The sequence below is a fragment of the Streptomyces justiciae genome, assembly GCF_015163075.1.
Lineage (GTDB): Bacteria > Actinomycetota > Actinomycetes > Streptomycetales > Streptomycetaceae > Streptomyces > Streptomyces justiciae.
The window spans coordinates 931914-945532 of record NZ_JADDXU010000001.1; the positions used below are offsets into that span (position 1 = coordinate 931914).

At 68.5% G+C, this 13619-nt stretch carries 13 protein-coding genes; 8 read left to right on the forward strand and 5 right to left on the reverse strand.

The window, feature by feature from the left end; translation table 11 throughout:
• Positions 1–13: 13 nt before the first annotated feature.
• Positions 14–481, forward strand: coding sequence for a MerR family transcriptional regulator (locus IQ210_RS04095; RefSeq protein WP_194076978.1), 468 nt, complete (start codon positions 14–16; stop codon positions 479–481).
• Complete coding sequence (locus tag IQ210_RS04100) at positions 478–1494, forward strand: aldo/keto reductase (protein WP_194076979.1); 1017 nt, start codon at positions 478–480, stop codon at positions 1492–1494. The genes IQ210_RS04095 and IQ210_RS04100 overlap by 4 nt, the downstream gene beginning before the upstream one ends.
• A gap of 73 nt (positions 1495–1567) precedes the next feature.
• Here IQ210_RS04100 and IQ210_RS04105 read toward each other — a convergent pair whose 3' ends face one another.
• From IQ210_RS04105 to IQ210_RS04115, 3 genes are all read right to left on the reverse strand, one after another.
• The gene (locus IQ210_RS04105; protein WP_194077123.1) at positions 1568–2422 is read right to left on the reverse strand and encodes a DUF4429 domain-containing protein; all 855 of its coding nucleotides are present in this window, start codon (positions 2420–2422) and stop codon (positions 1568–1570) included.
• Positions 2423–2479: 57 nt separating this feature from the next.
• On the reverse strand, positions 2480–3697 hold the full coding sequence (locus IQ210_RS04110; RefSeq protein ID WP_194076980.1) for an alpha/beta hydrolase: 1218 nt from the start codon (positions 3695–3697) through the stop codon (positions 2480–2482).
• Between the two features lie 82 nt (positions 3698–3779).
• Positions 3780–4406: a TetR family transcriptional regulator gene (locus IQ210_RS04115; RefSeq protein WP_194076981.1), complete on the reverse strand. Its 627-nt coding sequence runs from the start codon at positions 4404–4406 to the stop codon at positions 3780–3782.
• A gap of 66 nt (positions 4407–4472) precedes the next feature.
• Between IQ210_RS04115 and IQ210_RS04120 the strand changes: the two genes are divergently transcribed.
• Both IQ210_RS04120 and IQ210_RS04125 read left to right on the forward strand, forming a co-directional pair.
• On the forward strand, positions 4473–6092 hold the full coding sequence (locus IQ210_RS04120) for a DHA2 family efflux MFS transporter permease subunit (RefSeq protein WP_194076982.1): 1620 nt from the start codon (positions 4473–4475) through the stop codon (positions 6090–6092).
• A gap of 267 nt (positions 6093–6359) precedes the next feature.
• Positions 6360–6668 carry a small hydrophobic protein gene (locus IQ210_RS04125; protein WP_194076983.1) on the forward strand — a complete coding sequence of 103 codons (309 nt, stop codon included), beginning with the start codon at positions 6360–6362 and terminating at the stop codon, positions 6666–6668.
• A gap of 418 nt (positions 6669–7086) precedes the next feature.
• Here IQ210_RS04125 and IQ210_RS04130 read toward each other — a convergent pair whose 3' ends face one another.
• On the reverse strand, positions 7087–7824 hold the full coding sequence (locus IQ210_RS04130) for a potassium channel family protein (RefSeq protein WP_194076984.1): 738 nt from the start codon (positions 7822–7824) through the stop codon (positions 7087–7089).
• A 97-nt stretch (positions 7825–7921) separates the two neighbouring features.
• On the reverse strand, positions 7922–10669 hold the full coding sequence (gene aceE / locus IQ210_RS04135) for a pyruvate dehydrogenase (acetyl-transferring), homodimeric type (RefSeq protein WP_194076985.1): 2748 nt from the start codon (positions 10667–10669) through the stop codon (positions 7922–7924).
• A gap of 342 nt (positions 10670–11011) precedes the next feature.
• Here aceE and IQ210_RS04140 point away from each other — a divergent pair, with 342 nt between their 5' ends.
• From IQ210_RS04140 to IQ210_RS04155, 4 genes are all read left to right on the forward strand, one after another.
• Positions 11012–11449, forward strand: coding sequence for a DUF3052 domain-containing protein (locus tag IQ210_RS04140; protein ID WP_059191515.1), 438 nt, complete (start codon positions 11012–11014; stop codon positions 11447–11449).
• Positions 11450–11582: 133 nt separating this feature from the next.
• Positions 11583–12041: a peroxiredoxin gene (locus tag IQ210_RS04145; RefSeq protein ID WP_194076986.1), complete on the forward strand. Its 459-nt coding sequence runs from the start codon at positions 11583–11585 to the stop codon at positions 12039–12041.
• Positions 12042–12172: 131 nt separating this feature from the next.
• A complete protein-coding gene (locus IQ210_RS04150; protein ID WP_194076989.1) occupies positions 12173–12748 on the forward strand; it encodes a calcium homeostasis/redox stress adaptation protein in 576 nt (191 codons plus the stop codon).
• Between the two features lie 131 nt (positions 12749–12879).
• Entirely contained in the window at positions 12880–13455 is a 576-nt protein-coding gene (locus IQ210_RS04155) for a TerD family protein (protein ID WP_194076990.1), read from the forward strand.
• Positions 13456–13619 lie beyond the last annotated feature (164 nt).

Below are 13619 nucleotides of genomic sequence, written 5' to 3' on the forward strand. Positions count from 1 at the left end.
TAGCGTGGGGGTCATGACGGTGATGGAGACCACCCCGGGCACCAGGACCGACAGCTGTGCCGCCCCGCCGCACCCGCACCGGCGCCCCGAGGGCCAGGACAGCTACACGATCAGCGAAGTCGTCGCCTTTACCGGACTGTCCGCGCACACCCTGCGCTGGTACGAGCGCATCGGCCTGATGCCGCACATCGACCGCTCGCACACCGGCCAGCGCCGGTACAGCAACCGCGACCTGGACTGGCTCGACCTCGTCGGCAAGCTCCGGCTCACCGGCATGCCGGTCGCCGACATGGTGCGGTACGCGGAACTGGTGCGCGAGGGCGACCACACGTTCACCGAACGGTACGAGCTCCTGGAGACGACCCGGCGGGACGTCCTGTCCCGGATCGCGGAACTCCAGGACACCCTCGCCGTTCTCGACCGGAAGATCAGCTTCTACGCCGACGCCGGTCGTGCCTACGAAACGGAGAAAGCCGGATGACCGACCGCACGATCCCCACCGCACGACTGGGCGCCGACGGCCCCGAGGTGGGAGTACAGGGCCTCGGCTGCATGGGCATGAGCTTCGCCTACGGCCCCGCCGACGCGGGCGAGTCGCGCGCCACCCTGGAACGCGCCCTGGAACTGGGCGTCACCCTCTACGACACGGCGGACGCCTACGGCGCCGGGGAGAACGAGAAGTTCCTCTCCCCGTTCTTCAAGGCCCACCGCGACGAGGTCGTGATCGCCACCAAGTTCGCCCTGGCGGTCCCGCCGGACGACCCGACCCGGCGCATCATCCGCAACGACCCGCCCTACATCCGCCAGGCCGTCGAGTCCAGCCTCAAGCGTCTCGACGTCGACGTCATCGACCTCTACTACATGCACCGGCGCGATGTGAACGTGCCGATCGAGGAGACGGTCGGCGTCATGGCCGACCTGGTCCGCGAGGGCAAGGTCAAGCACCTGGGCCTGAGCGAGGTCACCGGCGCCGAACTGCGGGCGGCCCAGGGCGTCCACCCCATCGCCGCGGTCCAGTCGGAGTGGTCCCTGTTCAGCCGGGACATCGAGACGGGCGTGGTCCCGACCGCCCGCGACCTCGGCGTCACCCTGGTCCCCTATTCCCCGCTCGGCCGCGGCTTCCTCACCGGCTCCTTCGCCAACGCCGACAAGGACCTCACCGCCGACGACTTCCGCCGCCAGCAGCCCCGCTTCACAGGCGAGAACGCGGCATCGAACGTGGCCCTACTGGAACCGATCCGCACGGTGGCCGAGGCTCACGGGGTGTCCTTGGGCCAGGTAGCCCTGGCCTGGGTCCAGCAACAGACCAAGGTCCACGCCCTCCCGGTGATCCCGATCCCGGGCACGAGGAAGGCAAGCAGGGTGGAGGAGAACGTAGCGGCGGTGACCATCGAACTGACGGCGGAGGAACTGACCCTGCTGGAACCGATCGCAGGAAAGGTCGCGGGCGATCGCTACGCCGATATGACGTTCACTTCTGCGGGACGTGAGTAAAGAGGCTTTTGGCTTTTAGGGGCGCGGGGAACTGCGCGACCAGCCACGAACCACCCGCACCCGACGAACTACCTCACAACTCAGCCAACAACTCCGCCTTCTTCATAGAGAACTCCTCATCAGTCACCAACCCAGCCTGATGCAGCTCTCCAAGATGGCGAATCCGCTCAGCAATATCCGCAGGGTCCCGGCGCGGCGCAGCCGGGACCACCGCGGCCGGCCCTCTCTCCCGCACCGCCGCCAACACCGCCGCAGCGAACGGCAACGACTCATGAACCGGCCCATACCCCAGCCCGAAAACCACCGCCGCCGGATCCTGATCAGCCTGCGCAGGCGACGCCACGTCACTCCGTAGCAGCCGTAGATGCCCCTCGAACACCTCCGGCGACCGCCACTCCACCCCACTCAGCTGGGACACGGCGAAACTCTGGTCGCCCGCCTTCCACTTCGCCGACGACGCGCCCGTCCAGAACCACCGGAAGAACACGGTCTTCCCGTCGAAGGACGCCTTCCCGTCGTACGCCTTGAAGGACAACGGCACCTCGGGCGCCGGCACCAGAAACCGTTCCGCCGGTCCGTCCTGCGCGGGCAGCGACGCCCGCAGCTCGTCGGCGTAGTACTCGGCGAGCGTCTCGCGCTCGGCGGGCAGCACCAGCCGATACGGATCGCACCCTTCCTTCAGCTGCCCGGCCGCCGCCTCCATGAGAGGGTCCGCGCCCGGTCTGAGCTCGGCGCGCAGGACGACCGTGCCGCGCTTGCCGGGGGTGAGGGTCACCCCGGACAGGGCCCGCAGCGGAATCCGGCGCTCCCCCAGGGACTGGAAGAGCTTGGGTGTTCGAATACCGCGTTCGTAGCGGATGAGCACAGAGTCGGACTCGAACTCCCAGGCGGCATGAAATCCGGCCAGTACGTCACCCATGCGGCTCATCGTATGCGGCACGAGCTCCTCCGTCGCCTCCCTGCGCAGACCGCAATTCCTGCGCCTCTACGCGCGTCCGTCCGTCGTGGTGCCGGACAAACCCGCCCGGCACGCCTTGTCGTTGTCGGAGCAGTGCACCGAGCGGTATGCGCCGACGCCGATCTCGGCGAAGTTCAGCAGGCTCTCGGTACCCGGCTCGAAATAGCCGCTGTGCCCCTTCGCGTCCGCCGCCGACAGCACCCGGGCCCCGAACGCGGAGGACACCGGATCGGCTCCATGACCCAGACCGCCGAGCTCCAGGTACGGCACGTCCTGGATCCAGTCGTCCGCGTCCCGCATCGCCCACACCTGCGCCGAGGTGTGCAGATGGGAGGCCTTCTCGACCCGCATCCCGGGGCTGCCGGCCACCGCTATGTCGGCCACCCGCCCCGGGAGTTCGCGTGCGGCGACCCCGCAGACCACGGAGCCGTAGCTGTGGCAGAACAGGGAGACGGGGGCGCTGCCGGGCAACGCGCGCACCAGCGCGTTCAGCCGGATCGCCCCCTCGGCGGCCCGTACGCCGGTCGCCGAGTCGAGGCCGAGGCCGCCGGGCGCGGTGTAGTCGGCCCAGGCGATCACGGCCGTACGCGTCGAGGGGCTCGCCGCCTTCTCGGCCGCGTACAGGGACTTGGCCATGCCGACCGGGGCCGAGTACTTGCGGTAGGTGCGCTGGAAGGTGAGCAGGTCGGTGTCGACGCCGGGGACGACGACCGAGATCCGCTCCGCCTTGGTCAGGCTGCCGAAGACCTCGGCGACCCGGCCCGAGCCCTCCGGGTCGAAGGCGAGGATGTGCCGCTTGTCGCTCATCAGCGACTCGTAGCGGTGCATACGACGGCCCGCGTCGCGTTGCCCGTCCGGGGACAGGCGGCTGTCGTGCATGCGTTTCAGCTCGGTCTTGCGGGCCTGGCCGAGCGCGATGCGGTTGGCGCGGTAGCGCAGCTCGACGGGGGCGCCGTTCATGTTGCCGACCGCGAGCGGGTAGCGGTGGGCGAGCCTGGCGCGCTGCTGAGCGGTGAGCGAGGCGAAGAAGACGGCGAGCCGGGCGGGGGAGGCGTCCGGGTCGGGGAGGTCGTGTCCTGCGATGCGACCGTGCTCCCAGGCGCTGAGCGACGCCTGGAGCGGGGTGGTGGCTCGGTGGCCCTTGAGCGCGGTCCACCCGGTGGTCGCCAGCATCACGAACACCACGGCCAGCGCGAGCAGTGCGCGCCAGACGTTCAGTTGGGGAGAGGTGTCGAAGGAAGTCACTGGGAGGACACACTAGGAGAACGAGACGGTCTCGCGTTAACCGAGTGACGGGGATCACGTTTCGGCTGTCGTGACGATGACCTCAGTTTGTTCGCCAGTCGCCCGTGAGCGCCGGGCCCACCTGTTCGAGATACGAGACGGTGAGCGACCGCATCGCGTCCAGACCGAAGTCCGCGCCGGTGCTCCACTGCCGCTCGGTCACCCGCATCACACCGCTGAAGACGGCCACAACGAGCCGTGGCCGCAGGTCCGCCTCCACGTCGAGCCCCTCGCGCTCGGCGATCACCCGCGCGAGCGCCTCCTCGATCTCCATGGAGCGCCGCAGATGGGCCGCGAGCAGCACCGGCGTCGACTCGATCACCTGGTACATCCGCAGGTACAGCTCGACCGGTACGACGGACTCGATGACGTCGTTCAGCGAGTCCCAGCCCTCCACGACCGCCTGCCGCAGGGCCTCCATCGGCGCCTCGTGCGGCGGCCGGGCGCGCACCGCGTCGACGAAGTGCGCCACCGCCAGCTCCACCACGGCGAGGGCGGCCTCCTCCTTGTTGGCGAAGTAGCGGAAGAAGGTGCGCTGCGAGACGTCGACGGCGGCGACGACGTCGTCGACGGTCGTCCGCTCGTACCCGCGCGTGGTGAACAGTTCGAGGGCGGCTCGCAGCAGGGCCTCACGGGTGCGCTGCTTCTTGCGTTCGCGCAGGTTTTCCATGCTGTGTCAGTTACCGACTTGTGAATTGCTTTGTCAATTGTCAGTGGCTGTCATTAGCCTCGGAGCATGACTAGTCAGACCACGCTCGACAAGACGGGGCCGGGGGACGAGGCGTCGGCCTCCCCGTCGGGCCCGGCACCGGCCGCCGGGCTGCGCGGCCACCCCTGGTTCACCCTCATAACCGTGGCCGTCGGCGTCATGATGGTCGCCCTCGACGGCACCATCGTGGCCATCGCCAACCCGGCCATCCAGAAGGACCTCGGCGCCACCTTCGCCCAGGTGCAGTGGATCACCAACGGGTACTTCCTGGCCCTCGCGGTCTCCCTGATCACCGCGGGCAAGCTCGGTGACCGCTTCGGCCACCGCCAGACCTTCCTCATCGGCGTCGTCGGCTTCGCCGCCGCGTCCGGGGCGATCGGGCTGTCCAGCAGCATCGGCGCGGTCGTCACCTTCCGCGTCTTCCAGGGCCTCTTCGGCGCGCTGCTGATGCCGGCCGCGCTCGGCCTGCTGCGGGCGACCTTCCCGGCCGAGAAGCTCAACATGGCCATCGGCATCTGGGGCATGGTCATCGGCGCCTCCACGGCGGGCGGCCCGATCCTCGGCGGTGTCCTCGTCGAGCATGTCAACTGGCAGTCGGTGTTCTTCATCAACGTGCCGGTGGGCATCATCGCCCTCGTCCTCGGCGGGCTGATCCTCCTCGACCACCGTGCCGAGAACGCCCCGCGCTCCTTCGACCTGCTCGGCATCGCGCTGCTGTCGGGCGCGATGTTCTGCCTGGTCTGGGCCCTCATCAAGGCTCCGACGTGGGGCTGGGGCGACGGCAGGACGTGGGCGTTCATAGCCGGGTCGGTCCTGCTCTTCGCGCTCTTCGCCTTCTGGGAGACCCGGGTGAAGGAGCCGCTGATCCCGCTGGGCCTGTTCCGCTCGGTCGCCCTCTCCGCGGGCGTGGTCCTGATGGTCCTGATGGCCATCGCCTTCATGGGCGGCCTGTTCTTCGTGACGTTCTACCTCCAGAACGTGCACGGCATGAGCCCGATCGACGCCGGTCTGCACCTCCTGCCGCTCACCGGCATGATGATCGTCGGCTCGCCGCTGGCGGGCGTGATGATCACCAAGCTCGGCCCGCGCATCCCGCTGGCCGGCGGCATGGCCGCCACCGCGCTCGCGATGTACGGCATGTCGACGCTGGAGACGGACACCGGCAGCGCGGTGATGTCCCTCTGGTTCGCCCTGCTGGGACTGGGCCTCGCCCCGGTCATGGTCGGCGCGACCGAGGTCATCGTCGGCAACGCGCCGCTGGAGCTGTCCGGTGTCGCCGGTGGTCTCCAGCAGGCCGCGATGCAGATCGGCGGCAGCCTCGGTACGGCGGTGCTCGGTGCCGTGATGGCGTCCAAGGTCGACAGCGACCTCGCGGGCAACTGGAAGGCCGCGGGGCTGCCGGAGCTCACGGCGGCTCAGCAGGCGCAGGCCTCCGAGGCCGTCCAGGTGGGCGTGCCGCCGATCGCCAAGGGCACGCCGGAGGCGATCGCCGCGAAGATCACCGACGTCGCGCACGACACGTTCATCTCGGGCATGAGCCTGGCGTCGCTGGTCGCCGCGGGCGTGGCCGCCGTCGCGATCTTCGTGGCACTGCTGACGAAGCGGGGCGCGAACGCGGAGGCGGGCGCGGGGGTAGGCCACATCTGACGGATTCATCTGAGGGAAATTCAAAGGGACTTCCCTCATCAGAGTGAAGACGCTAAAGATTCCTCGCTCCCGGCACGCACCGCACGTCACAGTAGGTGAAGCCCTCCGGTACGGCATGTTCCTCAGGCAAGTGCGGGACGGGTGACCGGCGTTGCGGCGCGCTGCCGGAGGGGGGCGGCGCGCCGCAAGTCCGGAGGATTAAGAAGACCACCGGGGGTACTCGCCCGTCATCGAACCCAACTTGCCTAGGGGTTCTGGGAGTTGTTGATGATGGCGGGCTTCGGACACGGAACGCGCAGGTACCCCCGCTCACGTGGCCGGACGTGGTCACGGACCGGGCCGGATCGCGCGACGCTCGGAATCATCGGAGTCATCTGCGCGGTCGCCGGTTTCTTCGTGCTGGGGATCATCCTCGGCCCGATAGCGATCGTCTGCGGCTGGCTCGCAATGGGCCGCACCTGGTCGCGCTCACGCCCGGTGACGGCCCTGGTCGCCTTCGTACTGGGCGCCCTGGACACGCTCCTGGCCATCATCTGGCTGGCAGGAGCGGCCTCCCCGGGGAACGGCATGTTCTAGCCGGGGAAGTGAGGGAGGGACCCCCGGCATGATGGGCCGGGGGCCCGCCCCTGCGCGACGCCTCCCGCCCCACGCCGCCCGGACGTGGTCGCGGACCGGGCCGGATCGCGCGACGCTCGGAATCATCGCCGGGGGTCTGGGGGCGTCCCCCAGAGAGGCAGTATCTGCGCGGTCGCCGGTTTCTTCGTGCTGGGGATCATCCTCGGCCCGGTCGCGATCGTCTGCGGCTGGCTGGCAATGGGCCGCACCTGGTCGCGCTCGCGCCCGACCCGGTTCGCCTCGGACTGCGTCAGCTGTCTGAGCCGCCTGCGTGCCGTCCCGCCTGGCTGCGGGCAGGCGTGCCGCTGGGGCGGCACGGGTGGGCGCAGCGGCACCCCGCACGCGCGGGTGAGCGGAACGCCCCTCTCGCCGCGCCCGGTCACTTCTCGAGGCGCGTGCCCTGCAGTTCAGCCACCTGCGCGCGCAGCGCCCGTACCTCTTCCGTCAGTGCCACGATCGCCTCCGTCTGGCGGCGTTCCTCCACGTCGTCCTTCTCGAAGCGGGCGATGAACCACGCGGCGATGTTCGCGGTGACGACACCGAGGAGCGCGATGCCGGACAGCATCAGGCCGACCGCGATCATCCGGCCCAGGCCGGTCGTCGGGGCGTGGTCGCCGTACCCCACCGTCGTCATCGTCGTGAACGACCACCACACCGCGTCACCCAGCGTCCGGATGTTCCCGTCCGGCGAGTCCCGTTCCACGGACAGGACCGCCAGGGACCCGAACATCAGCAGCCCGACCACCGCCCCCGCGACATACGTCGTCAGCCGGATCTGCGAGGCCATCCGCGCCCTGCGCTGCACCAGCAGCAGCGTCGCGACGAGCCGCAGCAACCGCAGCGGCTGGAGAAGAGGCAGGACCACCGCCCCCAGGTCGAGCCAGTGTCGTCGTACGAACTCCCGACGATCCCGCGCGACCGACAGCCGTACGACGTAGTCGACGGCGAACGCCCCCCACACCACCCACTCGACGCCCGTGCACACGGCCGTCAGCTCATGGCCGGCCGAGTCGTCCACGATCGGCACGGCATAGGCGACGGCGAACAGCACCGCGAGCGCCATCAGGGGCCGCTGGGTCAGGTGTTCCCAACGGACCTGCGCCGATTCTTCCTTCATGACCGCATCGTAAAGAAGAGGTAAGGGGAGGGAGGACGTGGGAAGGGCGGGGAGGCCCTCGGCCCCACCGCCCTTCAGTGCACCACCGTGCGTGCTACTACGCGTCTCCGCCCGCCGCACCCGGGTCGGCCGCCGCCACGTCCAGGAGCTGGTACCGGTCGATCGCCTGCTTCAGTGCCGACCGGTCGACCTTGCCCTCCTTCGCCAGCTCGGTCAGCACGCCCACCACGATCGACTGCGCGTCGATGTGGAAGAAGCGGCGGGCCGCGCCCCGGGTGTCCGCGAAGCCGAACCCGTCCGCACCCAGCGACTGGTACGTGCCCGGCACCCACCGCGCGATCTGGTCCGGCACCGCCCGCATCCAGTCGGACACGGCCACGAACGGCCCCTGCGCACCCGACAGCTTCTGCGTCACGTACGGCACCCGCTGCTCCTCCTCGGGGTGCAGCAGGTTGTGCCGCTCGACGTCGACCGCCTCGCGCCGCAGCTCGTTCCAGGAGGTCGCCGACCAGACGTCCGCCTTGACGTTCCACTCCTCGGCCAGGATCTTCTGCGCCTCGATCGCCCACGGCACCGCGACACCGGACGCGATGATCTGCGCCGGGATCGAGCCCGAAGTGCCCTCGCCGATCCGGTGGATGCCCTTGAGGATGCCCTCGACGTCCACGTTCTCCGGCTCCGCCGGGTGCTGGATCGGCTCGTTGTAGACGGTCAGGTAGTAGAAGACGTCCTCACCGGGCTTGCCGTCCGCGGTCGGCCCGTACATCCGGCGCAGACCGTCCTGCACGATGTGCGCGATCTCGTACGAGTAAGCCGGGTCGTACGCCACACAGCCGGGGTTGGTGGAGGCCAGGAGCTGCGAGTGGCCGTCCGCGTGCTGGAGACCCTCACCGGTCAGCGTCGTACGGCCCGCGGTCGCACCCAGCACGAAACCGCGCGCCAGCTGGTCGGACATCTGCCAGAACTGGTCGCCGGTGCGCTGGAAACCGAACATCGAGTAGAAGACGTAGACCGGGATCAGCGGCTCGCCGTGCGTCGCGTACGCCGAGCCCGCCGCGATCAGCGACGCCGTGCAGCCGGCCTCCGAGATGCCGTCGTGCAGCATCTGACCCGTCGGCGACTCCTTGTAGGCGAGGAGCAGATCGCGGTCGACCGACTCGTACTGCTGGCCCAGCGGGTTGTAGATCTTCGCACTCGGGAAGAACGAGTCCATGCCGAACGTGCGGTACTCGTCCGGCGCGATCAGTACGAACCGCTTGCCGAGTTCCTTGTCCCGCATGAGGTCCTTGAGGAGCCGGACGAAGGCCATCGTCGTCGCGATGGACTGCTGACCCGAACCCTTCTTCACGGTCGCGTACGTCTTGTCGTCCGGCAGTGCGAGCGGCTTGGCGCGCACCACGCGCGTGGGGACGTAACCGCCGAGGCCCTTGCGGCGGTCGTGCATGTACTGGATCTCCTCCGAGTTCCGGCCCGGGTGGAAGTACGGCGGCGCGCCGGACTCCAGCTCCTTGTCGGAGATCGGCAGGTGCAGCCGGTCGCGGAAGCCCTTGAGGTCGTCGACCGTCAGCTTCTTCATCTGGTGGGTCGCGTTGCGGCCCTCGAAGTTCGGGCCCAGCGTCCAGCCCTTGATCGTCTTGGCGAGGATCACCGTCGGCTGGCCCTTGTGCGCCTTGGCCGCCGAGAACGCCGCGAAGATCTTCTTGTGGTCGTGACCGCCGCGGCCCAGGTGCAGGATCTGGTCGTCGGTCATGTTCTCGACCATCGCGCGCAGCCGGTGGTCGTCCCCGAAGAAGTGCTCGCGGATGTACGCGCCGGACTCGGTGGCGTACGTCTGGTACTGGCCGTCCGGCGTGGTGTTCATCCGGTTGACCAGCACCCCGTCGCGGTCCTGGGCCAGCAGCGGGTCCCAGGAGCGGTCCCAGACCAGCTTGATGACGTTCCAGCCGGCGCCGCGGAAGACCGACTCCAGCTCCTGGATGACCTTGCCGTTGCCGCGCACCGGCCCGTCCAGGCGCTGGAGGTTGCAGTTGACGACGAAGGTCAGGTTGTCCAGGCCCTCACGGGCGGCGATGGTCAGCTGGCCGAGCGACTCCGGCTCGTCCATCTCGCCGTCGCCGAGGAACGCCCACACATGCGACTTCGAGGTGTCCGCGATCCCGCGCGCGTGCATGTACCGGTTCATCCGCGCCTGGAAGATCGCGCCGATCGGGCCGAGACCCATCGACACGGTCGGGAACTCCCAGAAGTCCGGCATGAGGCGCGGGTGCGGGTACGAGGACAGGCCGTACGGCGCCTTCGACTTCTCCTGGCGGAACGCGTCGAGGTTCTCCTCGCTGAGGCGGTCCAGCAGGTACGCGCGCGCGTAGATGCCCGGGGAGGCGTGGCCCTGGAAGAAGACCTGGTCGCCGCCGTCGCCCTCGTCCTTGCCGCGGAAGAAGTGGTTGAAGCCCACGTCGTACAGCGAGGCCGAGGAGGCGAAGGTGGCGATGTGGCCGCCGACGCCGATGCCGGGCCGCTGGGCCCTGGACACCATCACGGCGGCGTTCCACCGGGTCGCGTTGAGGATCTTGCGCTCGATCTCCTCGTTGCCCGGGAAGAACGGCTCGCTCTTGGTGGGGATCGTGTTGACGTAGTCCGTGCTGCGCATCTCGGGCACGGCCACGCGCTTCTCGCGGGCCCGCTCGATCAGCCGCAGCATCAGATAGCGGGCCCGCTCCCGGCCGCGCTCGTCGACGGCGGCGTCGAGGGAGTCGAGCCACTCCTGGGTTTCCTCGGGGTCGAAGTCAGGAACCTGACTCGGAAGGCCGCCAATGATGATCGGGTTGCGATCGGATCCGGAAGCCACGCTGTTCCTTACCTGTCAGAGGGCCGTATTTCTGTATGTCTGCACCGCTCCCCATCGTGTACCTCGGGGCGCCAAACGTCATCTCTACCGTGGGGTAACCAGAGGCGCGTACCCAGGTATGGTTCCCAAACGCACATAGAGGGCAGAAACGTGTGGCGTGCGTCACCGTGGAGCCATGATGATGTGCCTGGAGTTGCGGTGACACGTTCCGGAACGTCACCGTTTCGGCGGTCTGAACGGCCGGGTACTTGCGCGATCCGCCCCGCCCGTGTGGACTACGGCCAATGCTTCGCGCACGCGCGTGGCTGAGTTATTCCCGAAGACATGATCAGGAGGCAACCCGTGAGCGCGACCGCGGACCACGCGGAGGAGCGGACGAACCCTGCCGCAAGGCTGGGGTTCCAGCCCGAGCAGGTGGTCCAGGAGATCGGCTACGACGACGACGTCGACCAGGAGCTCCGCGAGGCCATTGAAGAAGTCATCGGCGGCGAGCTGATGGACGAGGAGTACGACGACGTCGCCGACGCCGTGGTGCTGTGGTTCCGCGACGAGGACGGCGACCTCACCGACGTACTGGTGGACGCCACCACGTACATCGAGGAGGGTGGCTCGATCCTGCTGCTGACGCCGAAGACCGGCCGCGACGGCTACGTCGAGCCCAGCGACATCTCCGAAGCCGCGACGACGGCGGGGCTCTCCGCCTCCAAGAGCGTCAGCGTCGGCAAGGACTGGAGCGGCAGCCGTCTGGTGACCCCGAAGGGCGCCAAGTCGAAGCGGTGACCTCCGTCCGGTAGTACCGGTAGTACCGGACGGGCTGAGCCACGCTGTGTGCTCGGCCCGTCCGTCGGCCTGTCGTGATCGCTGCGTAGGGTGGGTCTCACCCGAACAGTCCCACCGAAAGGGATTCACGACGATGGCGATCCAGGTCGGCGAAAAGGCCCCCGACTTCGAGCTCAAGGACAACCACGGCGCGACCGTGAAGCTGTCGGACTTCCGCGGCAGCAAGAACGTCGTCCTGCTCTTCTACCCCTTCGCCTTCACCGGGGTGTGCACCGGCGAGCTCTGCGAGCTGCGCGACAACCTGCCGCAGTTCTCCGACCGCGACACCCAGCTGCTCGCCGTCTCCAACGACTCCATCCACACCCTGCGCGTCTTCGCCGAGCAGGAGGGCCTGGAGTACCCGCTGCTGAGCGACTTCTGGCCGCACGGCGAGGTCTCGCGCGCGTACGGCGTCTTCGCCGAGGACAAGGGCTGCGCGGTGCGCGGCACGTTCGTCATCGACAAGGACGGCGTGGTCCGCTGGACCGTCGTCAACGCGCTGCCCGACGCCCGTGACCTGAACGAGTACGTGAAGGCCCTCGACGCCATCTGAGTCGGGGACACCCTGTGATTGTTCGGTTCCAAGGCCTGCGAGTCACGGGAACCCGTCACTAGGATCGACTCGTTGATCCGGTACCAAACGCATGGCGGGGCTCCCCGCCCCTGGACACCAATGGAGGACTCGTGGGAGTCAGCCTCAGCAAGGGCGGCAACGTATCGCTGACCAAGGAGGCCCCCGGCCTGACCGCGGTCATCGTCGGTCTGGGGTGGGACGTCCGCACCACGACCGGCACGGACTTCGACCTCGACGCCAGCGCGCTGCTGCTGAACAACTCCGGCAAGGTCAGCAGCGACGCCAACTTCGTCTTCTTCAACAACCTCAAGAGCCCCGACGGCTCGGTCGAGCACACCGGCGACAACATCACCGGTGAGGGCGAGGGCGACGACGAGCAGATCAAGGTCAACCTCGCGGCCGTCCCGGCCGACATCGAGAAGATCGTGTTCCCGGTCTCGATCTACGACGCCGAGAACCGCCAGCAGTCCTTCGGCCAGGTCCGCAACGCGTTCATCCGCGTCGTGAACCAGGCGGGCGAGGCGGAGATCGCCCGTTACGACCTCTCCGAGGACGCCTCCACCGAGACCGCCATGGTCTTCGGCGAGCTGTACCGGCACGGTGCGGAGTGGAAGTTCCGCGCCATCGGCCAGGGCTACGCCTCGGGCCTGCGTGGTATCGCGCAGGACTTCGGCGTCAACGTCTGACGTCGGCAATGTTCCACGGCTGAGTCGTGACCTTCCGGGACACGACATTGCCGGATCCGGCGCCGTACGGTTTGCGTGCGGCGCCGGACGCGCACGACAACAAAAAAGGCACACGGGGAGGGACCAGCATCATGGGCGTCACGCTCGCCAAGGGGGGCAACGTCTCCCTGTCCAAGGCCGCACCCAACCTCACGCAGGTGATGGTCGGGCTCGGCTGGGACGCACGCTCCACCACCGGAGCCGACTTCGACCTCGACGCGAGCGCGCTGATGTGCGCCGGGGGACGGGTCATGGGTGACGAGTGGTTCATCTTCTACAACCAGCTCAAGAGCCCGGACGGCTCGGTGGAGCACACCGGCGACAACCTCACCGGTGAGGGCGACGGCGACGACGAGTCGATCCTGATCGACCTCTCCAAGGTCCCCGCCGGGTGCGACAAGATCGTCTTTCCGGTCTCGATCCACATGGCCGACGAGCGCGGCCAGACCTTCGGCCAGGTCAGCAACGCTTTCATCCGCGTGGTGAACCAGGCCGACGGCCAGGAACTCGCCCGCTACGACCTCTCCGAGGACGCCTCCACCGAGACCGCGATGATCTTCGGCGAGGTCTACCGCTACGGCGGCGAGTGGAAGTTCCGGGCCGTCGGGCAGGGGTACGCGTCCGGCCTGCGGGGCATCGCCCTGGACTTCGGGGTCAACGTCTCATAACGCGTTATGAGCAAAAGCCGGTCCCCAGTGGGCAGCGAAGGGGTCGGGACTAGACTTCGGCTTCAAAGTCTTCGTAAAGCCGAGTACGGCGCGGGGGAGACCCGTACACAAGGATTGGGTAGCCAGTGGTTCTGAAAACCTTCGGCTGGTCGTTCGCGATCACC